The sequence below is a fragment of the Shewanella sp. SW32 genome, from assembly GCF_025653365.1.
In the GTDB taxonomy this organism is placed as follows: domain Bacteria; phylum Pseudomonadota; class Gammaproteobacteria; order Enterobacterales; family Shewanellaceae; genus Shewanella; species Shewanella oncorhynchi.
This window is the reverse complement of the sequence record NZ_JAKKSJ010000009.1, coordinates 16,706-39,637: the sequence shown is the minus strand read 5'-3', so window position 1 is coordinate 39,637 and position 22,932 is coordinate 16,706. Positions and strand designations below refer to the sequence as shown.

Below are 22,932 nucleotides of genomic sequence, written 5' to 3'. Positions count from 1 at the left end.
AAGATTTCGCATCAAATTTACATAATCTGTATTGCGCGAATATGCCATGAGAAAACTGGCGCAAATAATAACATCAAATGCCCGAAAACAAAGGGCTAAGCAAGCAACTCAGCTAAAATAGCGCTCGCATGATATTCAGTCGCAAATCTGGACGAGATGGATTTATGTGATCTAAGTCAATGATCAATAAACTCATTAATGAATATAGCTCGCTTGGGGAAACTTTTTCAACTTTGATTGTCAGAGCAGAAAAGTAAGGGGCGAATTTATCCCTTGCCATTCCCTTAGTATTGTACGATTGCTTTAACCCGCCTTCGATAAGGACATTTCATGTTAAACACGCCTCCATTGCGTCGCTTAAGACGCTTACGTAATTCAGAAGCAATGCGCGATCTGCTGCGCGAAACCCATATTTCGCTGAGCGATCTTATCCATCCCCTGTTCATTGAAGAGCACATCACCCATGCCGTGCCTATCTCCACGCTACCTGGCATCAGCCGTTTACCTGAGAGCGCACTGGCGGATGAAGTTCGCGAGCTTTACACCCTAGGGATCCGCTATGTGATGCCCTTTGGGATTTCGCACACTAAAGATGATAAAGGCAGCGATACATGGGACGACAATGGTTTACTCGCCCGTATGGTGCGCACCATTAAAGCTACCGTGCCTGAGATGATGGTGATCCCCGACATTTGTTTTTGTGAATACACAGATCACGGCCATTGCGGCGTGGTGCACAATAATGAAGTCTGCAACGATCTCACAGTCGAAAATTTAGTTAAGCAATCGATAACAGCCGCCAAAGCGGGCGCTGATATGTTAGCACCATCGGCCATGATGGACGGTCAAGTGAAAGCCATTCGCCAAGGGCTCGATGCCGCAGGTTTTGAACATGTGGCGATTCTGGCCCACTCGGCAAAATTCGCCTCTTCTTTTTACGGTCCTTTTAGAGCAGCGGTTGATTGTGAACTCAGCGGAAATCGCAAGGGATATCAACTGGATTATGCTAATGGTCGTCAAGCCCTGTTAGAAGCCTCATTAGATGAAGCCGAAGGCGCCGATATCCTGATGGTTAAACCTGGCACCCCCTACTTAGATGTGCTCAGCCGTTTAAGACAAGAAACCCACTTGCCACTCGCCGCCTATCAAGTCGGCGGTGAATATGCGGGCATTAAATTTGCCGCCCTTGCGGGCGCGTTGGATGAGCGTGCGGTGGTGACTGAAACGTTTATCGGCTTAAAGCGGGCGGGTGCAGATTTGATTGTCAGCTATTACACTAAACAATACGCCCAATGGTTAACTGAAAGCCGATAGTTGCGTCGGTAGCGAATCAAAAGTTACGCTAATCGTTAAATCGATAGCTAAGCGGCTTGTTAAGAGAACAACTAGGTTTTGCACTTTAGAAACCCCATAAAAACGCCACCTTTATCGGTGGCGTTTTTGTATTTAACACCTTGTGCTAAATCGCTTAAGCCTTCTGCAATCTTGCAAACAAGGCTTTCACTTTTTCCACTTTAGGACGCACGACCATCTGACAATAGGGCTGCTCACCGTGTAAAGCGAAGTAGTCATTGTGATAATTTTCAGCGGGATAAAAAGTATCAAACGCTGAAACCTGAGTCACTATCGGCGCATCAAAAACCTTGGCTACTGCTAACTGAGCAAGCATAGCGGTAGTTTGCTCTATCTGCTCAGCATTATGGGTAAACACCACGGAACGATATTGTGGCCCCTTATCATTACCTTGACGATTAAGCGTGGTCGGATCATGGCTCTCAAAAAAGACCTGTAATAGCGTCGTAAAATCAATTTCCTCAGGGTTGAACTCGATATGCACAACCTCAGCATGGCCGGTTTGGCCCGAGCAAACAGATTTATAATCGGCATCATGGGCTTCGCCGCCGACATAACCTGAAGTGACATTCACCACGCCCTTTAGGCTTTTAAAAATCGCTTCGACGCACCAAAAACACCCAGCACCAAAAGTCGCAAAGTGATTAGGTGCTGGTTCAACAGCATCATCCATCCCTTTGAACACCATAGATACGGAGTTAACACAGTGACGGATATTGTTAGGTGTTAACATTTCACCTTCAAAGACATGCCCCAAGTGACCGCCGCACTGGCTACAAACAATCTCGGTTCTGCGGCCGTCAGCGTCTATATGGCGGGTTACAGCGCCGGCAATTTCATCATCGAAGGCAGGCCAGCCACAATGGGCATTAAATTTATGCTCAGAGCGATACAAGGGGGCATGGCATTTTTTGCATAAATACAAACCCTTAGCATCGTGCTCATAATACTCACCACTAAAGGGGCGTTCAGTGCCTTTCTCTTCGATAACATAGCGTTCAAAATCGGTCAGTTTATTCATATTAATGCCCTTTCGACTCACGTCGTTGTGTATTTCGATATTCTTTGATTAAGAAGCTGATTTATAAGGAAGCCAACATAAGACCCACTCCAAGCAAGATTTCTTGCACTCGGCTTCAAAATGCGGCTGACATCAATCCAATCACAACAAATCTAATGCCCATACTAACGGATTTGGTGACTAAAATCTTACCACTCAAGTAAGTACTAATATAAGTGCTCATATTAAGTACTCATATAAGCGACTGCATAAATGACGGAAAATACGGCAGTTGATCCAGATCACAGTCGCTGAGTATTTGCACCCACATCAGCGCACGGCTACACTTGCTGCGGGTCAATTTACAACTAAATATAACAAGTAGAAACCAAAATGAAATTAGAAACCATTGATTACCGCGCTGAAAACAGTGCCCAGCAATTCGTTGAATCACTTCGGGAAACTGGCTTTGGTGTTTTATCTAATCATCCGATTGATAAGCGCTTAGTTGAAGACATCTACACCGAGTGGCAAGCCTTTTTTAACTCAGAAGCTAAAAACGATTATATGTTTAAAAAAGAAACCCACGACGGTTTCTTCCCTGCGTCGATTTCTGAAACTGCCAAAGGCAACACAGTCAAAGACATTAAAGAGTACTACCACGTCTACCCTTGGGGCCGTATCCCCGATTCACTACGTGCCAATATTCTCGCCTATTACGACAAAGCCAACGCGCTGGCCGCTGAGCTTTTAGAGTGGATTGAAACCTACTCACCAGAAGAAGTAAAAGCCAAGTTTTCGATGCCATTGCCAGAAATGATCGCCAACAGCCAAAAAACCTTGCTGCGCATTCTGCATTACCCGCCGATGACGGGCAGTGAAGAAATGGGCGCCATTCGCGCCGCAGCACATGAAGATATCAACCTTATCACAGTGTTACCTGCAGCCAATGAGCCTGGATTGCAAGTGAAAGCCAAAGATGGCACTTGGTTAGATGTTCCCAGCGATTTTGGCAACATTATTATCAATATCGGTGACATGTTACAGGAAGCCTCTGGCGGCTATTTCCCATCGACGTCACACCGCGTCATCAATCCTGAAGGTACGGATAAAACCAAGTCGCGGATCTCTTTGCCGTTATTTTTACATCCAAACCCTGCTGTAGTGCTATCGGATCGCTATACCGCTGACAGCTATCTGATGGAAAGATTGCGCGAACTCGGGGTGATCTAAGCCTTAATTCAGCCTATTAATCCAAGCAACAATCGCAAGAGACAGTCAAGGATTAAGCGATTAAAGCGCCTTAGGGCGCTTTTTTTATGACATTCGCCACCTTCAAGGTAGAATAGCCGTTCTTTAAGTTATTTAGGACAAGGCGTTATCATGGCAATTCAGTGGTATCCGGGGCATATGCACAAGGCACGCAAGGAGATTGAAGAGGCAATGCCTCAAGTCGATCTTGTTATCGAAGTGCTGGACGCGCGTATTCCCTACAGTAGCGAAAACCCCATGGTGGCTCAGCTTCGAGGCGACAAACCTTGTATCAAACTGCTCAATAAATCTGATCTGGCCGATCCAGAGATCACCGCACAATGGATTGAATACTTAGAGCGTGAACAAGGCGTCAAAGCCACGGCGATCACAACGCTGCAAGCGGCAATGGTGAAAAAAATCCCTGATCTCTGTCGTAAGCTAGTGCCAAGTCGCGATAAAACCGAAAAAGACATTCGCACTATGATCATGGGAATACCCAATGTTGGGAAATCTACCATCATCAATACCTTAGCTGGCCGTGTTATCGCCAAAACCGGTAACGAACCTGCGGTAACCAAAACCCAGCAACGGATCAATTTACGTAACGGTATCGTGCTGTCGGATACCCCAGGTATTTTGTGGCCCAAAGTAGATAATGAAGCGAGCAGCTATCGCCTTGCCGTCACTGGCGCGATTAAAGATACGGCGATGGAATATGAAGATGTGGCCCTGTTCGCCGCTAAGTATTTCTTAACCGCTTATCCAAAAGAGATTTGTGAGCGCTATAACTTAAGTGAATTACCAAAGGATGATGTCGCACTTCTCGAGGAAATAGGCCGTAAACGTGGTGCACTGCGTCCCGGTGGTCGCATCGATATGCACAAAGCATCAGAGTTATTACTGCATGAATATCGCTCGGGAAAAATAGGCTTACTCTCGCTAGAAACGCCTGCGATGGCAGAGCTTGAAAAGATTGAAGTCGCCCGTATCATGGCCGAAAAAGAAGCAGAGAAAGAAGCCAAATTGGCAGCAGAGAGACTTAAACGTTCAGGCAAACGTCATAACGACTAGTCACTCTGCATTTGGAATATAAGGCGCATAGTTTGTTAAAGACGTTAAAGACAAGACGCTGATGACTTTTATATTCCAGCTTATGGCGCTCATTCATCAATGTTTAAAGTTAAAGCCAGTATATTGAATATACTGGCTTTTTTATTATCTGAAACGAAACTTTCGCGTTAAAAAACACTTTTACGCCAATGACTTCTGCGTGCCTGATATAAGCTCTCAATATCCGCCAGTCATCATCCTCTTGGCACAATACACCAAGGAGCCATCTTGGGTTTGACTACACAGCAAAGGTGCTTTAGTCGCGGGATGAATCTACCACTTCTTTCAAGTTTTCTAATGGTACCCACCCTGATTCTTCACTGACAGCTTTTATACACCATACCCAGCCATTCAACATTCGTGTGCCAATGAGTTGTTCCCCTTCATGCACATTAAGTTCTCTTGCCGTATAGTCCTCAAGCGCCAGCCCGTTGGAATTTTTTAGGCGCTGAATCACTTGACCAGGAACCCAACCAGCATCTTGCCCTGGCGTAGTGCAAAGGAACCAGAGATCCCAGCCTTCAGGACCTGCATATTTTTCTCCAACGGTAAGAGGATCACCTTTTTTGAACGTAATGGGGTTAGGAAACTCACTTTCATGTGGATTGACAACGATATATTTCTTAGTAGTCATGTGTTCAGCTAACCTTTTGATAAGTATTTGTGAACGTTAAACTTATTGGCTTATCAAAGCACGCCCAATTAACGCATTGTTTGAATGAAACTTATCAGTTTTCTATCAAACATACTATCCGACAACACACGCATGCACAGTTTTCAAACCAATTATCAGCATAAAAACTGTAATATTTTGATTTTAAATACGATGACAATAAACTGCATTGTGAGTAGGAAAATGCCAGTTAGCGTAATATGAAGGTATATTCAGTTAGCCAAAAACCGCGCCAATTTGCACGCGGTTTTCAATGGGAATTAACAGCAAGCTAATGAATAATTACAACTTTTTTAACTTATTTTAAGGTCTTCCAAAACATGATCTGCAGCCTGGAATGCCAACGCTGCCAAAGTGAGGGTTGGATTACCCGTTGCAACCGTTGGAAACACTCCGCTACCGACTAAAAACAGATTGCTATGATCCCAAGATTGCTGACGAGGATTCACCACCGACGTATCTCTGCAGTCCCCCATTCGATACGTCCCCACAATGTGTCCAGCACCGTAAAACGTAAAATTATGGCCCTGATATTCAAAATTATTCGACGTTACTTGACTCTTATCACCATAAAATACCGGCGCAGGCGGAGCCTTGGTATATTCCCGCGCATCAAGGGCGTCAAAGAGTTTGGTCGAAATATCTTTAGCCGACACGAACGCATTGCGCACATAATCCTCCCGTACACGATAGGTTAATTTGGGGCGCGGCAAACCTAAGTTATCTTTCAGCGTCTCCGACAACTCGACACGGTTTTCCGGATCAGGTAATTGTTCAATTAAATAGCCCATACGAATTTGCCGTGTGTAAATACCATTCAAGGTATTCACCAGTGAGGCACCAAATAAGGCGCTATTCGCAGACATGGCGGGATCAAACCGTAATGGAATCCCCTGCTGATTGACAGAATCCCCATTTAATTGCGAATTATTTTGCCCAAATACAAAATCAGCTAAGGTCGTGAATGGATCATTCGCTGCCCACTGCCAACCTTCATTGCCGATTTCAATACGATAGGCGGCACGGTCTTTACGAAAGGCGCCATCACGTAAACTTTCAATACCCGCAGTAGATAAAGGCCCCCGAAAACCATAGACAGGATCTTTCGCCAGACCCCAGGCCAAATACATAATGTGATCCATCAAATTACGCCCCACTTGATCGCTATAGTTGGCGACACCGTTCGGACAAGCTTTATTACGCTTAGACATGAGCAATAATTTAGGCGTCTCAATCGCGTGAGCGGCAATCACATATTTTTTACCCGTAACGGTACCGCCGCCCGTCGCTATCCCCCCGTGAGTTTGATAGGTCACATAATCAATACCAACAACATCCTTTGTATTTTCATCCACTTGAACATTTGTCGCAACGTGACGATAAAACACATCTACATTGCCGGTTTGCAATGCTCGCCCGAGCGTCACAGTGGCATCGTATTTGGCTTGGATAGGGCAAATAGGAATACAATTTGTATTCCCCGCACATTGACGGCGTTCACCCGGTAATGAATTGCGCCCCTGAGGGGTTGGCGTGACTGACAATTGAATATTGTCGTACACCATATCGCTCACAGCTTGTTCATATTGTTGATCAACTAAAGATGAAACAATGCCAGGCATTGGGTAATCGTAATTCGGCCCATAAACACCATCAGGTGAAACATTAAATCCGCGATAAAGCTGATCCATCGCCTCTTTGTCACCGGCGACGCCAATCTCATTGGTCGCCTGTTCATAGTAAGGAACCAGCGCCTGATAAAATTGTTTTCCACCGGGCCAATCCACGCCCTGCTTATACTGGGTTTGCAACTCAAAATCATTGGGCAATAAATGCAAACTGGTTCCTAGCCAATGCCAAGTTGTGCCGCCGCCAATACGCTCATAGGAACTCGCAAAAGCAAACTTTGCTTCAGGGCTGTCAGGTTTCAAATGTTCAGGCTGCGGCGTGTAATCGAAATAACATTGCTTTGGATTGCGCCATGCGCCAATTTGCAACACGGTATAACGCGGCACATTCTCCTTCGCAGGATCAGGCAATCCGAGTGGATTATCCGCCGTCGATGCCGCTGGATTTTGTGTGGTTGGAGGATAAGGTGACTCAGGTGTTTTAGCATTGGCTTTAAAGAAGGTTTCCATGTAACCACTGCGGTCAACCGGCACTTCCTGCCCTGCTTCGAGGATTAATACTTTTTTCCCCGCCATCCCCAGTTGATAAGCCATGATAGAACCGGCAATACCTGATCCCACAATAATGACATCGTAATTGGTTTGAGTGCTCATACAGCACCTCCTTGATGACCCGTATATGCCGACAGTGCAGCGGGCTGTTTCGCCCAATAGCCATAGCGATAATTTGAATCCCCCATCGGATGAGCCTGCATAACTTGCCAAACTAAACCTGTGGTATAACTTTTTGCCGAAATCATATCGCTAACCGTGGTTTCCGGCTCTGTATCCGTCGAGGGAATAATGGTTGGCCATGCACCTGAGTACCACATAAAAATCAATTTACGACAGGCCAACACAAAATTAGCCCCGTTGTCTGGTGCCAGCATTTGCGTGCCAATTTGTTGATCTGATAATTGCTGCGCTTTTAACGCCGCAAATTTTTGCAGAATAGTTGTAACTAAAGTTAGGTCCTTCGATTCTTCGGTTATTTTTTGCGTAAACACGGCTAAGTATTCGGATTTAATATCCACGGGATCCAATGTCGGGGCAATAATACTGGTCGCAAAGCCGGTTAATACCGCGCTCAAACCAATAAAATGATTCATAGTATCGGCAGTCGCGCCTGTAATATCAGTCATGATGAGTTCCTTTCGTAAATTATTGCGCGCGTTGCAGCAAGTAAGTGAAATCAGCAAAATTACCGTTAGTGGTTGCCGCATTATTGTGACAAGCCATACAGCTGCTTGATGTTTGCTTTACCGAACCTTGGATATAAGTTTCGAGCGTGGTGTTCGCTAAAAATGAGGGAGCAGGCACGCCCGTTGGATCGGTGGGATTTTTGGCATCGGTAGGCCATTGCGTACTGATCAATTCGTAGTTCTTCCATACCGATCCCGGCACTACAGCGTCGAGTGCTGCGTGATAACTAGCATTTAAGGCTTTAGCGTCGGCTGTGATAGGAATAACGCGTTCCACTTGAGTTGGTTTAGTGTGCGGGTTTGCCGGATCCCACGGGCGTGCAGGGGGTTCATTCACTTTGCAGTCAGTACATTTAGCATCGTAAAAATTATATGCCGACAATGATGCTGACTCACCTTGGGTTGGCGCGTTAGCGACATGCTCAAAGGTAGACCAAATCCATTGTGGTTCGTCTGCGGTTTTGTGAGCAATATGAAACCCCACTAGACCGACTTGTTCAAGCGCACACGCGGGCTTGACCCCGTGTTGCTCTTCGGGATTGTTATAAACAAGCGCGTAAGTTGTATAGTAATTCGTCGAATCAAACTTGCCGCCCATTTTTATCCATGAGGCTTTAAGCATGATAGAACCTACCTGCCCGGTTTTACTGTCGCTCGCGGTAAAGTCGACATCGGCATTAAACTGTTTCTGACCTTTTTTACTGTAGAGGTTATTGTCCAAAATAAAATTGAACATGGTTTCATTGGTTAATATTTCATAACGGGTATAAAGCCCGTTTTGATCAATCAATGGACCCGTTGTAAAAGGTTCACCACTTTCATCCAACACATTCGGGGTCTTCCCTACTTGCGTTAAATAAATAGTCCCTTCAGGAATGGACTTTGGATCAATACTTTTGCAAACATCCGGCACATTATTGGACTGATCCCACCCAGGTGGTTTTACGCCATCGGGTAAAAAAATCTCCCGGCTTTCCTTCCAATGCAGCCACACGACTGGCTGGTTAGTTTTTTGCCCAATGGTAGACATAGTATTGGGTGTGCCATCGGCATTTGCTGGCCAGTTAAGTGCAATAAAGGATTGCCAAGAAAAATCATCAAAATCATGTTGCAAACTCTCAAGAGAGAAAGGCGGTTTTGCAGCGATTTCCAATGGTATAACCGGGCTTAAGGTTGGTAAACTTGCGGCGGCTTTGGTAACGGCTGGCGATTCCGCTTGCACGGTCGCACTCATACACAAGAACAACGCACTATAGCGAAAAGATTTGATAGACATGAAATTAACTCTCCTTGTTATTGGGACTTATTCAATGCTTAAAACGTTACAACTCCACTTTCTTTAACGACTTAAAATCAGGGCTTTCACAACACCCGCCACTGCAGGCGTGATGGCACGATACAAATAGCGTACAAGACTTGACCTCAACCAAATCCAAATAAATGGGTTTCGATATTAAAATTGAAGTTTGCTGTTTTGATCGCAGTCTCTGGCTTACTGAGCCAGTCTGAACAGATTGATTGATACGGATAAATATTAACGTCTTTCATTGAAATTCCTTTTCATGATTGCGTTTTATCACGATACCTTGAGTCTAGATTATTCATTGATGATCACCTCAAATGAAACCTAGTTATCTCAGTGGAAGGGTTAAACACTCCTGTGTTCCCGTAGTGAAAATAATTCTATTCTGCAGAAAGAAAAGTAACCTTCTGAAAATATTCTATGTTAAAAGATTGTTTACGTTTCACTTATTGTCAAGCGTGAGGCAGGAGGTTTATTTTATTTGTAAAAAAGCTCGCCGCACGACACGACGATAACAGCGGTAAAAAGCATAATGTGATATCAAGAGTTCAACATTGATCTGAAGTCTGCGAGGACCAAGCGTGGACAGGAACTAACTAAGCGATCGTAAAATCGGTCGCAACTACGCGCGGCCTATTCTTATTTGGTAGCCATTGATTCAACAATAACTGTCAAAGTTTGGAAGATTTCGACTCATTTTCATCATTAGATTCTGTAAAGAGTCACTCAGCATCTGATTATATGGCCTTGCTAATGACTTTATAAACACTTTGACTGAAACAGAACACAACTTGTTCTTACTGTTGAAACAGGAAATCTATTTTCTTGTACTGACGAAAACTCTAAGATTAAAAATGATGCCATTTGGGGATGCTTTGACCTACTTAGGTAGTCCTGTGAAATATGATCATATCGTTCCACTTGCTTCCCACAATTGAGCCGCAGAGTACCTTCACAAACTTGTTATTCACCGATGTTTGTGCCCATAACCAATACATTTATACCTTTATAATTCACTTGTTCTATAGGCTTAAACCCATGATGTAAGTACAAACCTCCAGTTAAATCTTCTGTTTGAAGATATAATTTTTTCACGCCTATTTTATGTGCTAGCGATATTATCTCTTTCACAAGTTTTGAGGCGACACCCTGTCCCCTAGCCTGCTGAGTGACGTAAACACCACCAAGCCAAAATTCAAATTCTGGGTAAATGTCCATTTCTCGAATTTTTAGCTCTGCTGAGCCAGCAAGAACACCATTTACTTTTCCAATGATCAGAATAGGCGCGGTATCTCGATTTATTGATGCAGAGACTTTTTCAACGACTTCCTCCTTGGTATAACTACCATTGTCTTGGCACCATTCGTTGAAATACCAACTAGCTACCGTGTCTATCGCAGAGGGATTATCGGCAAGTAATGAAATTTCCATATATGTCCTAGATGTACAACGATTTGATTTTCTTTATGAACAACATCTTACCAACTTAACCTTGCAAGGCAAGCAGCCCACAACCATTGATGTTTGTAGTCAAACTATACTGCGATTTCCACTGACTTTGGTTGATGTCCCGATAATCTCACTTAAAATACTATGTTGCTAATTTAATCCCCCCTCCATTGATGGAGCACAGTCAAACTCGCCCGTAACGGGTTACCGTTTTTCAACTTTCACATCCTCAATTAATCTTGGCAGTGGCTTCACATTGTCAAACCGCCACAGGTGAAACATCAGTTTGTTATCCTTATCCCTTACAAAATCGCGATTGTCATCAGCACTACAGCCTACATCAAAGTTATGCAATCCAGATGCTTGAACAAGAGTTCGATTAGCGCTCGGTGCAAACACGACTCGGCCATCGCTGTTGTCCACAGTATTAGCACACCTCGCGGCAGGCTTAATAAACAGCAAGCAAAGTTATATCTATGAATAACGTTATGATGATGTTTACTTTGCGGTGGGTTTATTACTTGGCTCGACATCACTGCGTGCCCGCAGGAAACTGGCAAATCTGGGTAAGCCATTGACAGTAAGACCAAGATATTTATAGGTAATGATAGTGCCCACTGCGGGGGGATGTTGGCGCTCAGAGAGACTAAAACCTGTGCCAATACTAAAAATTCGGCCGTCTGGGGTTTGCACTTTTAATGCGCCCATCTGCCCTGCAAATTGACCTTTACCAGGGATATAAGCGATAACAGTAGCTTCAGCATCATAATAAGGTTTTAGCTTCATCAAATGAGGATTGCGGCCACTGATATAAGTCGCAGAACTGCGATGCAGCATCAAGCCTTCGGCGCCTTTTGCAACTAAGGCATCGAGTTTTTGATACAGGGCTTCAAGGCTTTCTACTTGGAACTGCACTATGACTTCAAGATAATTCGATTTGCCACTCAGTTCAGTCAGCGCAAATTGATAGCGATGCTGAAAGTCGCCACTCGCCTTAGGGACATCGAACACCATAAATCGCACTTTGCGCCAATCATCATCCTTCGCTGAGGCTTGTCGAACTAAACTCGACATCGCTTCAAACTGGCCCCGCCCAAGCCATAATTCACCATCGAGAGGATAATTCGGAAAATTTACAGTAAACCAAATAGGTGTAGCGATGGCATTTCCCTGCCGAGTGAATAATTCCTTGCCATTCCAGTAACCTCGAACCCCGTCGAGTTTCTCACTAATCAAAAAATTTTGAATATTAATATCTTGCGAAGTTCGAGTCGCATCAAACTCGGTAGCAAGTTGTATCGCAGGTGGTGAGGTTTGTGCGTTAACCGAAAGAGCTAAACCGCAAAGTATGAGCAAGCTGAGCTTAAAAGCACTAAAACGGATGAAATGATTAAATGTTAAATTTCGTAACGGGTTTGTATGAGTCATTCCCTTGCCCACGCTGCAATATATCCTTCATCAAGCTTAGGCCGCACGGCTAAAGTTGCACTAAAATAACCGCAAAAGTCACTAACTCCCTAAGTTAACAACGAATGTTGATGATCAAATTTGCTCAGTTAATTGTTTATGCACTTTTCATCTCAGGCTATACTGCGGCCAAATTTATGACTCAGTCAAATGTTAACAAAGACAACAGTAGGGTTTATTCCCCCCTGTTTTGAATGAGCAGAACCTCAGCGCTTTGTCGCTAACGTCAATTGGAAACACTATGAAACCAGCCAATAATCACGGTATTAAGCGCATATTCAGAGCGACGGGATTTTCGATGAAGGGCCTAAAGGCCGCTTGGATCCACGAAGCCGCCTTCAGACAGGAATTAATCTTGACGATAGTCATGTTACCCGTAGCCTTATGGGTTGATATCAGCACTATTGAACGCCTTATGCTGATTTTCACGTTGTTTATCGTGTTGATTGTTGAGCTATTAAACTCGGCAATTGAAGCTGTGGTTGACCGTGTCGGCAGTGAAATACACCCGTTAAGTGGCCAAGCCAAGGACATTGCCTCGGCTGCCGTCTTTATGAGTCTTGCGCTTTGTGGATTAACTTGGCTGGTTGTATTAACACCGCTAGTGCTTTAATTCTTAGTCTCTAAACCGTCGCATGAGCAACCATTGAGCCATCGTCCCTTAAAAAGTCGATGGCTTGTTTGATCTGGGCTAAGCGGTCATTCTCAGCCCAATACGCAAGATACACATTTCGTGAAATGGCATTCGCGCCGCTGACGAGATGCAATTCGCCGCCGCGCAATGCATGTTGCACTAGATGCTCAGGTAAAAATGCGCAGCCGCCATTATTCAAGATGAAATCTAACGCAATACGTGCTGAACTCGTGTGCAGCGTTGGCACAGGCAGTGAGGCATATTCCTGCGCGTGAACAATATTGAACGCCGTCCCCCAATCGACTTTTACATATTGCCCCGGCACAACCGCTTTTACCGTTTGACCTTTTAAGCTCGACACCAACAACAAATTAATTTGCCCCAGTTGTACTATCTCAAATTGATCAAGCTTTGGCGGATCGAATGAAATCGCAATATCGAGGGTACGGTCCATTAGCTGACGCGTCATTGCATTCGCAGGTAGTACTTCCGTGCGCAACGCCACGCCGGGTAAACCGACATGCAGTCCCTGTAAATAACCTTGCAAGTAAGCGTCCCAAATATTCGGCCCTGCACCGATGGCAAGCTGCGTTGTCTGTAACTGGCTGAGGGAAACATCTTGCTTAGCCCGCTCCCATGCTGTTAACACCGCCTCGGCATGGCCAAGCATACGTTCGCCTGCTGGCGTGGGCTGAATATTATTACGTTGCCGTTCAAATAAGGCGACACCCAAAATGCTCTCAAGCTGTTTCACCCTAAAGCTCACAGCGCTTCGGGTGAGATAAAGATTCTCAGCCGCTTTACCAAAATGGCGAGTACGGGAGACTTCGAGAAAGGTTTTTAGTAAATCGGTATCCATAAAAATTCTTGACCAACATAGGCAAATTTTTTTGATTTATAAATCAATAATACTAGCCAATACTCCAGTTGCAAATCTTTGTATATCAAAAACTAGAGGGTATCTGCCATGTCTGAACAGTCTTTTTTTAACGCTAACAAGGGTTCTGAGACGTTTAACGGCTCAGTTGCTGCCAGTTTTGTCTCTCAAAAACGTTTCTACGATGATGCTAATTTCCCCAAAGGCTTTAAGCGAAGCGGTGATTTTACCAATAAAGAAGCTGAACTCCTTGAATTGCATGGTCATGCGATGAAGAATTTAGCGGAAGGAAAAACGCTGCCTTGCACCTCTGATGAAGCCCAATTTGTGGAAGTCGCCAAAGGAAATATCGCCCCCAGTAGCTTGTTAGAGCAGATCTGGGTAAAGTATCGCAGGCTCGCCATGGGGAAACCCTTTTATGCCGTGGTTGGTACAGTGCATTTGCCTGCAACCAAGCCCGAGATAGAAATAGAGGCTGAGGCTGTATTTGATATTGAAGATGATGTTCAGGATGAACCTGAACCCGAGGATAAAGAATGAAGATTAAGGTTTGCTACTAAATGCGTGGTTGGATTTTATATAAAGAAACCGCGACTCAGCTAAAACCTGAATGGTATGAAATTGAGCGTCTACTGGCGGCAGCAAAAGCCGATAACATAGAGTTGGAAGTTTACGCACCTGATGAATTTGATCTGACTGTCACCAGAGAAGATAACAAGAGTATTTTATTGAATGGGCAAGCCGTCGAGCTGCCCGATTTTATCATTCCGCGAATGGGCTCAGGCACAACCTACTTTGCTTTAGCCATTATTCGTCACTTAGAAAGATTAGGGGTATATTGCCTCAATCCATCTAAAGCCATTGAAATCGTTAAAGACAAGTTATTCTCCCAACAATTGTTGGCCGAGAAGAATCTGCCTACGCCTAAAACCATGTTGGTTAAATTCCCCGTCGATATCGCCCTCGTAGAACGCCATCTCGGTTTTCCTGTGGTGATAAAAACACTTTCAGGCTCACAGGGCAGTGGTGTGTTTTTATCCCATAAGGCGCGTGAATTTGACGATTTAATGCAGTTGATTGAAGCGACCAATAAAAACGCTAACATCATTCTGCAAGAGTTTATCGCTAACAGTCATGGGCGCGATCTACGCGTATTCACTATTGGTGGTCGTGTGGCGGGTTGCTATGAAAGACGTGGTCAAGAAGACAGCTTCAAAGCCAATGTCAGTGCCGGTGGTTCAGCGCGTCCATTTCAGATCACTCCTGAAATTGAATGGCTTGCCACCCAAACAGCCAATATCCTCGATCTTGATGTTGCAGGTATCGATTTATTGTTTGATAACGGCCATTACAAAATTTGTGAGGCTAACTCATCTCCAGGGTTTGAGGGCTTAGAGTCCTGTTTGAATGTGGATATTGCCGCGCAAATTTTGCATTTTATTCGCATCCGTTTAGGCATGTTTAATAAAGATGAACCAAGTAGCCCAAAAATCGTGACTGATAGCGTAGAGGCTGAGACTTCTACCCCGTCACCTCTATCGTCCTCTATCGAGGCGAAATAGAAGTACTAGGACATATCAATATCTAGCGGGATCGTACCGCTAGATATTCTCAATATCGATGATTCTCCACCATGTTTGTGTCTATATCCATTTGTATCTCGCCCCATCAACAACGCAACAATCCTAAAGCCGTTCAGGAAGGAAACACTTACCCTTAGTCTTTCAATCCACAATTGATGTGATCGCTCACTCAAATTTCATTCAACCTCACGAGAACCAACCCTACTTTTGTTTTGAATCACAATTTTTTGCATTTTTTAAAACATTTTGTTCACATTGAAAAATTTGCTGTTAAACTCCAAATGTTGTTTTTTTATGGCACTAAATTCTGACCTTATCGCTAAACATAATAAGAATAATGCAGGAGTCACTCCTTAACATGTCGATACGCCTATTACCCCTAATCATAGCGTCACTGCTCAGCACTCAAGTGCAAGCCGATGATTTTACTATTCAGTTAGGCGGCTTTTATTCGCAATCAGACACCAATATGGAAGTCACTAACCCTGTTTCGGGTAATAATTTCACCTTAGATTATGAGTCCGATCTACAACTTGCAGAAAACGAATTTTTACCCTTTATCGAGTTAAATTATCACTTTAACGAACGGCACAATATCTACCTAGACTGGAAACAGCTTCATCGTAACGCCGAAACCCAAGCCTTAACCAAACCCTTCCAGCTCGAGATTAACGACACCATTTACGATATCAAAGCAGGCGGTAATCTAAATTCAACCTTAAACATTGATGTACTGCGCTTCGGCTATGGCTATGATGTATTTCAAGGCAGTAACTATGATGTCGGTCTATCACTTGGTTTACATACTATGTTTATCAAGACAGGTTTTGAAGGGGTGATTGGTGTTTGCGCTTCATCGGAATTACTCAATAATGTCTGCGGTAGCCAAGCAATTCCGCGCATTGTTGACGAAAATGTCACTGCGCCACTGCCCGACATTGGCATATATGGTCAGTATGAATTTGTTCCCGGTTGGCAAATCACCAGCCATGCACAGTATTTTTACATCAAACTCAATGATGTCAAAGGCGAACTGGTTGATATTAAAGTGGGGGTTAATGCACAAATCACCCCAAACTGGCGAATGAGCGTGGCCTATAACTACTATAAAGTTGACGTTGATATCGCCCAAAATTCGCCGAATAAAGATACTCAAATCGCCGATTACAACATCTATTACAATTTTATTGGCCCTATGCTTTCTATCAGTTATTCCTTTTAATTTTAATTCTATAAAAAATCTCTTCCCATATTGTATTAAACACCACTTCTCGCTCAAACCGTTGCCCAAACCCTAGCCCAAATTAGTGCTAAAAAATAAGGGCGCCTACTGGACGCCCTCATGATCCAACCCATTAAACCTATTTACGGCCATCCTGCTCACGTTTGGCTTTAAAGTCTGATGATTCAAGCCAATGGGGCCAATCTGAACCATTCGCTAAGGTGGTTATCATACTGGCGATCAAGTCTAGGTCTTGACTCACGCCCTCCAACGTCCAATTTGGATCATAATCATCGGCTCCTTGGTGATATTTATGCGCAATATAGTCAGGATCTGTATCCCCAAGACTCATAAATAGCAATCCTGGTACACCTTGCTGGGCCAGCGCAAAATGGTCTGATCTAAACATCAATCCATTCTGTGGTCTTGGATCCGCTTTTACCGAACGGTCTTGGGCTTTGGCGGCTTTATCTAAGTATTGCTCCAACTCAGATACCCCTTCCCCATAGCGCAAAATGTAATCCACGCCTTTATTTACATTCATGCCATCGATATTTAAAAAGGCGACGATATTTTTGGTTGGCACACTGGGATGCTGAGCAAAATGCAGTGCACCAATCAGACCCGTTTCTTCTGCAGTAAAGGCACTGAAGAGCACCGAGCGATCCAGTGGCGCCGTGCTAGCTTGCTGTTTGAAGTAACGCGCTAACGCTAAAACCCCCGCCACACCGCTGGCATTATCGACAGCTCCGTTTAAAATCTCTGACTTACCGTCTTCAATCACAGTGCCAAGGTGATCCCAATGGGCATGCATCATCACCACTTCCTCGGGGCGCGTTTTACCGGGCAGTAAAGCCGCGACGTTATGGGACTCGGCGCGTTCAATTTTATTGTTTAACGTGAGCTGCGCGCTCAGCTTAAGTGGGATAGCCTTAAAGTTTGGCTTGGCTGCTTGCTGTTTTAAGGTATCAAAATCCAATCCCGCTTTGGCAAAGATTTTTTGTGCGGTTTCGTGCTGAACCCAGCCCATCACGCCCACTTGACCTTGGTTATTATTGGCATCGACCAGAGTAAACTTAGTCCCTGTGTTGGAGTTTTGCACCACACCCCAGCCATAGGCGGCAGGCGCTGTTTCGTGAACAATAAACACGGCCTCAGCGCCTTGACGCGCCGCTTCCTCATATTTATAAGTCCAGCGACCATAATAGGTCATAGCATTGCCTTTAAATATTGTTGGATCTTGGGTCGCAAAGCCGGGGTCATTCACGAGTACGATGACCGTTTTGCCTTTTACATCTAACCCTTGATAATCATTCCAGCCATATTCGGGTGCATTGATACCATAGCCAACAAATACCACATCGCTTTTATTCAGGCTCACGGTGTCAGCGATTCTTTGGGTTCTCGCGGTAAATTCACTGCCATTAGCAAATTTAAGTCCGCCGATATCAAGCTGCATGTTTTGATCGGCACTAATTTGCGCCAAAGGAACCGCCTGTAAATAGCTATCGCCAAATCCGGGTTTGAGACCCATATCTTTAAATGCTGTCACTAAATAGTCTAAAGTTAACGTCTCTCCTTCAGATAAGGGCGCGCGTCCCCCAAAAGCATCGCTCGCTAAGGTTTTAACATCGGTTCGGTATTGCACGAGATCGAGACTTTTCACAAATGCCGTTTCAGCAAAAACAGGTAATGAGATAGTGGCCAACAGACTTGTGGTTATGATTAAATTTTTCACAACTTTCTCCCAAGTTATTATCATTATTTGGTTTTAAGGATAGACTTTACCATATCATCTTTAATTTATGATGGAAGTCTTAGCGCAAACGGAGTCGCTGCATCCAAGAGTAAACGGTAATCATGTCTCCATCTGACCGATATTCTTGTCGTTGACCTAAACCTGACTGCAACAGAATAAAAAATAGCGAAATTTTAAAATATCCGTGTATTTTCATTGAGTAAGGTAACAATATGTCGCTAGAGTTATTACAAGCCGCTGCACTGAACCTCAAAAAAGCAGTGCCTCTGATGCTCAAACATAAAATTCCGACCACCCCCGTTAACTATGCGCTTTGGTACACTTATGTTGGTGAACAAAATCCCGAATTAAATCAACAACTCGATACTGTTATTGCCCAATACAATACTTGCCCTCCTGTCAGTAGCGAAATCTTGTATCGCCAATATGTTGCCGACCCAGTTGAACTCGATGTCAGAGAAATGCGCCAAAATCTGGATGCTATGGTGACTGAGCTTTCCCAATCACTCAAAGATACCAATCTAGATGCCAATGACTTCCAGTCACGTATCGAAAGTAATTTTGAAAAGCTCAATCGCATCGAAGACGAAGGCTTTAGCGTCGAACAAGTACTCGATCTGGTCCGCAGCTTAGTGAAAGAGTCGGACAATATTCGCTCGAGCACAGAGTTCTTTACCGGTCAGCTGCAGAAGGCTCAAACCGAAATAGACGCACTAAAGAAAAAACTTGAACAAACAGAAAAAGACGTTCTCTACGATGCACTGACGGGCTGCTTTAATCGCCGCGCCTTTGACACTGATTTTGCTGGAATGATAGCCCAAGCCCCCTTAGGCACTTGTGTGATCTTGGCCGATATCGACCATTTTAAAGTGTTTAACGACACCTATGGCCACCAGCTCGGCGACCAAGTGTTACGCGCCGTGGCGAAACGACTACAGGAATCCTGCCGCGATGGCACGAAACTGTATCGTTTTGGCGGTGAAGAATTTGCGATTATTGTCCCTAAAAGTCAGCTACGTATCGCAAGGCAACTGGCCGAAGCTATGCGCCGTGGACTCGAAAAACTCAGTTTAAAAGACAGACGCAAAGACGAACGCATCAATAATATCAGTGCTTCCTTTGGCGTCGCCCAATGGCAAGAAAAACAAACGGGTATGCAATTGATTGAAGCAGCAGACAAATTACTTTATGAAGCCAAACGCTTAGGACGAAATCGTGTGCTGCCTATCAGTAACTGATGGTTATAACTTAGCCTGAAGCCGATAATTCAGCTTCAGGCTAAGATGATTAACAAAGGAGCATTTTTTTGAAAGCTACATGAAGGATTTAAATGAGATTTCAGATTAATGTTTGAAACTGCGAGAAACAGTTCCAATATTCCCTTGCACGCCACTCCCTATTGAAACGGATACATTCGTACCGTGTGTTTCCATCGACTCATTTTCGACGGGTATCGCCTGCACCACAAACCGCAGTTCAGCACCACCTTGAAGTGAATCGAAGGGATAACACGTAATTAACGTTAAGCGATTATCATCGGATGGCGCCATAAATTGAGTTTCGGTTTCATTTACGACCTGAGTCGCCACCACTTCATAAATAATGTGATTGCCTTTAAGCGTTTGTAACGATAATCGACGCCCCACCGCCATGCCATTAAGTATCGCAAAATGCGTGTCCCTGTGGCCGGCAATCACAGTATTGCCTTTTTGCCCCGCTGGCGCACTGGACAACACCAGACTCGGACCAAAGGCCAAATTTCGCCCAGAAGCCCCCGCAAGAACATATAAACTGTCATTAAGCTCTGCTTCAATATTGTTGTTCGCCGCCACTTGCTCACGATGAATAGACAGCTTTGCCACGGGATAGGTATCCGCCCATGACCAAGGCTTATGGGATTGACCATCAGCCAAGGTTTTAGTCCACGCCTGTTCAATCAAATACTGGGCAAAGTGTGCTTTAGCTTGCATATAGAGTCCCTTTCCTAACAATGTTGCGCCAATTAAAAATAATCCCACCACTAAAAATCGCTGTGTTCTGCGTTTGCTCATCGCGCTTAACTCGTCGCTCATCGTTCACAGGTAAGCGCCACCAAGGCCGCCTTCTCTTCCCGTCTTTGTCGAAGAATCGATCCCGTAAGAATCAATGCGAGTAGCAAGGTCAGCGCACCTAATAACATATCCAAACGGCTTGACGTCGCGGTTTGCGGCAAGGCTCCAAAAGGTTGCCAACCTAAGGGCAAGTGCTGACGAACCACGGCATCACGGCTCATTGCAGTTGAATCAATTGGGGTTAAGTCCACCGCCACTAAACTGGTATAGGCGCTGACTAAGTGATAATTCATCGATAAGGCCGTCACTTGCTGTTTGACCTTGTCATCATTCGCACCATTTTTACTCAACTCCAATGCACCAATCTGTTTACGCGCCCACAGCAAATCTAAACCCGCACCTTGATGGGTCATCAATCCTGCGGAGTTGTCCTGCAGCGAGAGCGACTGTTGCCAGTTTTGATGCCCTTGGCGTCCTGAAATCACTAACTCCTGTGGCTCACGGGCGCTGCGCTTTAGACTCACGAGCACTGGCTCACCGCGGTACAGATCGGCAATCGGTGATGGCCAATAATCGGGCACACTGCCATCATCAAAACGCACTTGAATATCGGTTAACACTGGATATTGAATTTTGCTGAGTAAGGCGCTGATCTTCTCATCGACTTCATCCACTTTGCCAATATAGGTAAAAGTGCCACGACCGAGTTCAGCCGCCCTTTGCATAAAGTGAGAATTAGGCGCCGAACCTATGCCGACAGTAAATAGGCGACTCTCACCAATTTGATAGCGGATCAAATCAAATAACGCTTGTTCATTGCCCACAGAGCCGTCGGTCATAAAGATCACTTGGCGCAAAGGCTGCGTTGCATCAAGCGATACACTGCCCAAGGATTTTGGCAAGGCAGCGTCCAGTGCTAACGCCATTTCAGTGCCACCATCGGCCTGTAAACGGCTCACAAATTGACGGGCCCGTGACAAATTCGACGAAGTCGCCGGTAATGGTACTGCTGAGAACTGAGATAAACTGGAGTTAAATTCGATAATGTTAAAACGGTCCTCCGGCTTCAGTCCTTTTAACGCGTATAACAGTGCATTTTTAGCTTGAACGATAGAATCCCCCGCCATAGAGCCCGAAGTATCAATCACTAAAATTAATTCACGGGACAAACTCGGCTGAGTACTCTTTTCAACCTTAGGAGGCAACACCATGACGAGACTGTAACTATCATCATTTACGCCGCTAGTTTTACTTGTCTCAAGTGTATCCTGAGACAAATTTTCGCCATCGAGCTTATGGGTTTTACCTTGCTGATTAAACACCCAAGCCATTGGGCTCGTGCCCTGCTTTACTCGCCATTGCAGCACAAAATCACGATTAGCGGGCACACGTTGCGCCAGCGATACATCGACCGCGCCGCTGTTGTCTTGCTTGAGTTTGATGTCATGGTAAGGACTCTCAATGGACGCTTTATCAACCCCCTTTGCAAGTAAGACTTGAATGTCTGCCTTCAGCACAGGATCGCGTCCACTGGCGCCGTCCCGCACAGGTGCCACAATCCGGTCAGCATCAAACACCTGCGAACTTGTCACTCGGCTTGATTGGCGCACCTGTGCCATAGGATCATGTGAATCGCTAGCACTTGAATCCGATGTTAATCCCGGAATATAACGGGGCGCGACCACCAGCGGAAAACGTAAACTAAACAAACCATCTTCATATTTAATGGTCTCCTGATAGCTGATTTCTACAATCAGCTCCTCTTGAGGTGCTAGGTTTGCGACTTCGGTCGTAAACATATTAGGGCGCTCTTGGCTCACTAAGCTGGCACGTTTGCCTTCAGCTTTCGCTTGCTCAAAAATCTGCTTGGCATCGGCCTTAGGATGAATTTGCCCTTCGATCACTCTCTTGCCTATATGTAATCGCAACGAATCCACCGCAGCCTCATTGGGCAGCGGGAACAAATATTGCCCATTCAACACAAATTCAGTGTTGTTGCGAAAAACCTGTTTCACGCTCACGCGATTACTTAAGCCAGAGACTTGCATCGACACTTGTGTATCGAGCGGCAAAGATGGCACCCAAGCACCGCTCGGCTGGCGATAAAGCAACAGCCCCTGCGTAATATCATCGTAATTAATGATGTGTGACTCTGTGTTATGTTGCCCGACCAATGCCGAAGCCATATTCTGTGGCGCAGACAATGTGCCGGTACTATTCGACGAAGCCAATGCCACAAAGGGCAAACCCCAACACACGGCGGCGCTGATCAGCAATACCGCTACCGCTTCACTCACTTCTTTTACCCTTTTCCCTGTGATCATCACA

20 protein-coding genes are annotated in these 22,932 nt (G+C 44.9%); 8 read left to right on the top strand and 12 right to left on the bottom strand.

Going from position 1 to position 22,932, the window contains the following annotated elements:
* The first annotated feature begins 330 nt into the window (after positions 1–330).
* Entirely contained in the window at positions 331–1,314 is a 984-nt protein-coding gene (hemB, locus tag L5M28_RS06880; RefSeq protein ID WP_263202835.1) for a porphobilinogen synthase, read from the top strand.
* Positions 1,315–1,468: 154 nt separating this feature from the next.
* Here the strand turns inward: hemB and L5M28_RS06875 are convergent, their stop codons facing one another.
* On the bottom strand, positions 1,469–2,374 hold the full coding sequence (locus L5M28_RS06875; RefSeq protein ID WP_263181840.1) for a bifunctional methionine sulfoxide reductase B/A protein: 906 nt from the start codon (positions 2,372–2,374) through the stop codon (positions 1,469–1,471).
* A 372-nt stretch (positions 2,375–2,746) separates the two neighbouring features.
* Between L5M28_RS06875 and L5M28_RS06870 the strand changes: the two genes are divergently transcribed.
* Together L5M28_RS06870 and ylqF are read left to right on the top strand one after the other, a co-directional pair.
* Positions 2,747–3,586: an isopenicillin N synthase family dioxygenase gene (locus L5M28_RS06870; RefSeq protein WP_263178601.1), complete on the top strand. Its 840-nt coding sequence runs from the start codon at positions 2,747–2,749 to the stop codon at positions 3,584–3,586.
* A 150-nt stretch (positions 3,587–3,736) separates the two neighbouring features.
* Positions 3,737–4,678: a ribosome biogenesis GTPase YlqF gene (ylqF, locus tag L5M28_RS06865; protein WP_011919190.1), complete on the top strand. Its 942-nt coding sequence runs from the start codon at positions 3,737–3,739 to the stop codon at positions 4,676–4,678.
* A 295-nt stretch (positions 4,679–4,973) separates the two neighbouring features.
* Here ylqF and L5M28_RS06860 read toward each other — a convergent pair whose 3' ends face one another.
* From L5M28_RS06860 to L5M28_RS06830, 7 genes are all read right to left on the bottom strand, one after another.
* A complete protein-coding gene (locus tag L5M28_RS06860) occupies positions 4,974–5,351 on the bottom strand; it encodes an SH3 domain-containing protein (protein ID WP_263202834.1) in 378 nt (125 codons plus the stop codon).
* 332 nt (positions 5,352–5,683) lie between these two features.
* The gene (locus L5M28_RS06855) at positions 5,684–7,672 is read right to left on the bottom strand and encodes a GMC family oxidoreductase (RefSeq protein WP_263202833.1); all 1,989 of its coding nucleotides are present in this window, start codon (positions 7,670–7,672) and stop codon (positions 5,684–5,686) included.
* Complete coding sequence (locus tag L5M28_RS06850; RefSeq protein ID WP_263202831.1) at positions 7,669–8,199, bottom strand: hypothetical protein; 531 nt, start codon at positions 8,197–8,199, stop codon at positions 7,669–7,671. The genes L5M28_RS06855 and L5M28_RS06850 overlap by 4 nt, the downstream gene beginning before the upstream one ends.
* Before the next feature lie 19 nt (positions 8,200–8,218).
* On the bottom strand, positions 8,219–9,535 hold the full coding sequence (locus L5M28_RS06845) for a hypothetical protein (RefSeq protein ID WP_263202829.1): 1,317 nt from the start codon (positions 9,533–9,535) through the stop codon (positions 8,219–8,221).
* 990 nt (positions 9,536–10,525) lie between these two features.
* Positions 10,526–10,993 (bottom strand): GNAT family N-acetyltransferase, encoded by a 468-nt coding sequence (locus L5M28_RS06840; RefSeq protein ID WP_028760209.1) that lies wholly within the window; start codon positions 10,991–10,993, stop codon positions 10,526–10,528.
* Between the two features lie 222 nt (positions 10,994–11,215).
* Positions 11,216–11,434, bottom strand: a complete 219-nt coding sequence (locus L5M28_RS06835) for a hypothetical protein (RefSeq protein WP_263197027.1) — start codon at positions 11,432–11,434, stop codon at positions 11,216–11,218.
* Positions 11,435–11,509: 75 nt separating this feature from the next.
* The gene (locus L5M28_RS06830; protein ID WP_263197025.1) at positions 11,510–12,439 is read right to left on the bottom strand and encodes a DNA ligase; all 930 of its coding nucleotides are present in this window, start codon (positions 12,437–12,439) and stop codon (positions 11,510–11,512) included.
* Positions 12,440–12,719: 280 nt separating this feature from the next.
* On the opposite strand from L5M28_RS06830, the gene L5M28_RS06825 reads away from it, so the two are divergent.
* Entirely contained in the window at positions 12,720–13,091 is a 372-nt protein-coding gene (locus L5M28_RS06825) for a diacylglycerol kinase (RefSeq protein ID WP_028760259.1), read from the top strand.
* A 10-nt stretch (positions 13,092–13,101) separates the two neighbouring features.
* Here the strand turns inward: L5M28_RS06825 and hdfR are convergent, their stop codons facing one another.
* Positions 13,102–13,971: an HTH-type transcriptional regulator HdfR gene (hdfR, locus tag L5M28_RS06820; protein ID WP_263197023.1), complete on the bottom strand. Its 870-nt coding sequence runs from the start codon at positions 13,969–13,971 to the stop codon at positions 13,102–13,104.
* Positions 13,972–14,079: 108 nt separating this feature from the next.
* On the opposite strand from hdfR, the gene L5M28_RS06815 reads away from it, so the two are divergent.
* The 3 genes from L5M28_RS06815 (at position 14,080) to L5M28_RS06805 (ending at position 16,794) form a co-directional block, all read left to right on the top strand.
* Positions 14,080–14,529: a DUF413 domain-containing protein gene (locus tag L5M28_RS06815; RefSeq protein ID WP_028760261.1), complete on the top strand. Its 450-nt coding sequence runs from the start codon at positions 14,080–14,082 to the stop codon at positions 14,527–14,529.
* 20 nt (positions 14,530–14,549) lie between these two features.
* Positions 14,550–15,551 carry a RimK family alpha-L-glutamate ligase gene (locus tag L5M28_RS06810; protein WP_263197022.1) on the top strand — a complete coding sequence of 334 codons (1,002 nt, stop codon included), beginning with the start codon at positions 14,550–14,552 and terminating at the stop codon, positions 15,549–15,551.
* Between the two features lie 379 nt (positions 15,552–15,930).
* Entirely contained in the window at positions 15,931–16,794 is an 864-nt protein-coding gene (locus L5M28_RS06805) for a hypothetical protein (RefSeq protein ID WP_212599818.1), read from the top strand.
* Between the two features lie 139 nt (positions 16,795–16,933).
* Here the strand turns inward: L5M28_RS06805 and L5M28_RS06800 are convergent, their stop codons facing one another.
* Positions 16,934–18,556 (bottom strand): M28 family metallopeptidase, encoded by a 1,623-nt coding sequence (locus tag L5M28_RS06800; protein ID WP_263197020.1) that lies wholly within the window; start codon positions 18,554–18,556, stop codon positions 16,934–16,936.
* 209 nt (positions 18,557–18,765) lie between these two features.
* On the opposite strand from L5M28_RS06800, the gene L5M28_RS06795 reads away from it, so the two are divergent.
* Entirely contained in the window at positions 18,766–19,791 is a 1,026-nt protein-coding gene (locus tag L5M28_RS06795) for a GGDEF domain-containing protein (protein WP_028760265.1), read from the top strand.
* A gap of 105 nt (positions 19,792–19,896) precedes the next feature.
* On the opposite strand, the gene L5M28_RS06790 is transcribed toward L5M28_RS06795, so the two are convergent.
* Positions 19,897–20,604 (bottom strand): class GN sortase, encoded by a 708-nt coding sequence (locus tag L5M28_RS06790; RefSeq protein WP_263197019.1) that lies wholly within the window; start codon positions 20,602–20,604, stop codon positions 19,897–19,899.
* A gap of 17 nt (positions 20,605–20,621) precedes the next feature.
* On the bottom strand, positions 20,622–22,928 hold the full coding sequence (locus L5M28_RS06785; protein WP_263197018.1) for a marine proteobacterial sortase target protein: 2,307 nt from the start codon (positions 22,926–22,928) through the stop codon (positions 20,622–20,624).
* Positions 22,929–22,932 lie beyond the last annotated feature (4 nt).

Bases quoted from the DNA above. Each gene is read 5' to 3' on its own strand.
- hemB (WP_263202835.1), top strand. From the start codon at position 331: ATGTTAAACACGCCTCCATTGCGTCGCTTAAGACGCTTACGTAATTCA.
- L5M28_RS06875 (WP_263181840.1), bottom strand. From the start codon at position 2,374: ATGAATAAACTGACCGATTTTGAACGCTATGTTATCGAAGAGAAAGGC.
- L5M28_RS06870 (WP_263178601.1), top strand. From the start codon at position 2,747: ATGAAATTAGAAACCATTGATTACCGCGCTGAAAACAGTGCCCAGCAA.
- ylqF (WP_011919190.1), top strand. From the start codon at position 3,737: ATGGCAATTCAGTGGTATCCGGGGCATATGCACAAGGCACGCAAGGAG.
- L5M28_RS06860 (WP_263202834.1), bottom strand. From the start codon at position 5,351: ATGACTACTAAGAAATATATCGTTGTCAATCCACATGAAAGTGAGTTT.
- L5M28_RS06855 (WP_263202833.1), bottom strand. From the start codon at position 7,672: ATGAGCACTCAAACCAATTACGATGTCATTATTGTGGGATCAGGTATT.
- L5M28_RS06850 (WP_263202831.1), bottom strand. From the start codon at position 8,199: ATGACTGATATTACAGGCGCGACTGCCGATACTATGAATCATTTTATT.
- L5M28_RS06845 (WP_263202829.1), bottom strand. From the start codon at position 9,535: ATGTCTATCAAATCTTTTCGCTATAGTGCGTTGTTCTTGTGTATGAGT.
- L5M28_RS06840 (WP_028760209.1), bottom strand. From the start codon at position 10,993: ATGGAAATTTCATTACTTGCCGATAATCCCTCTGCGATAGACACGGTA.
- L5M28_RS06830 (WP_263197025.1), bottom strand. From the start codon at position 12,439: ATGACTCATACAAACCCGTTACGAAATTTAACATTTAATCATTTCATC.
- L5M28_RS06825 (WP_028760259.1), top strand. From the start codon at position 12,720: ATGAAACCAGCCAATAATCACGGTATTAAGCGCATATTCAGAGCGACG.
- hdfR (WP_263197023.1), bottom strand. From the start codon at position 13,971: ATGGATACCGATTTACTAAAAACCTTTCTCGAAGTCTCCCGTACTCGC.
- L5M28_RS06815 (WP_028760261.1), top strand. From the start codon at position 14,080: ATGTCTGAACAGTCTTTTTTTAACGCTAACAAGGGTTCTGAGACGTTT.
- L5M28_RS06810 (WP_263197022.1), top strand. From the start codon at position 14,550: ATGCGTGGTTGGATTTTATATAAAGAAACCGCGACTCAGCTAAAACCT.
- L5M28_RS06805 (WP_212599818.1), top strand. From the start codon at position 15,931: ATGTCGATACGCCTATTACCCCTAATCATAGCGTCACTGCTCAGCACT.
- L5M28_RS06800 (WP_263197020.1), bottom strand. From the start codon at position 18,556: ATGATAATAACTTGGGAGAAAGTTGTGAAAAATTTAATCATAACCACA.
- L5M28_RS06795 (WP_028760265.1), top strand. From the start codon at position 18,766: ATGTCGCTAGAGTTATTACAAGCCGCTGCACTGAACCTCAAAAAAGCA.
- L5M28_RS06790 (WP_263197019.1), bottom strand. From the start codon at position 20,604: ATGAGCAAACGCAGAACACAGCGATTTTTAGTGGTGGGATTATTTTTA.
- L5M28_RS06785 (WP_263197018.1), bottom strand. From the start codon at position 22,928: ATGATCACAGGGAAAAGGGTAAAAGAAGTGAGTGAAGCGGTAGCGGTA.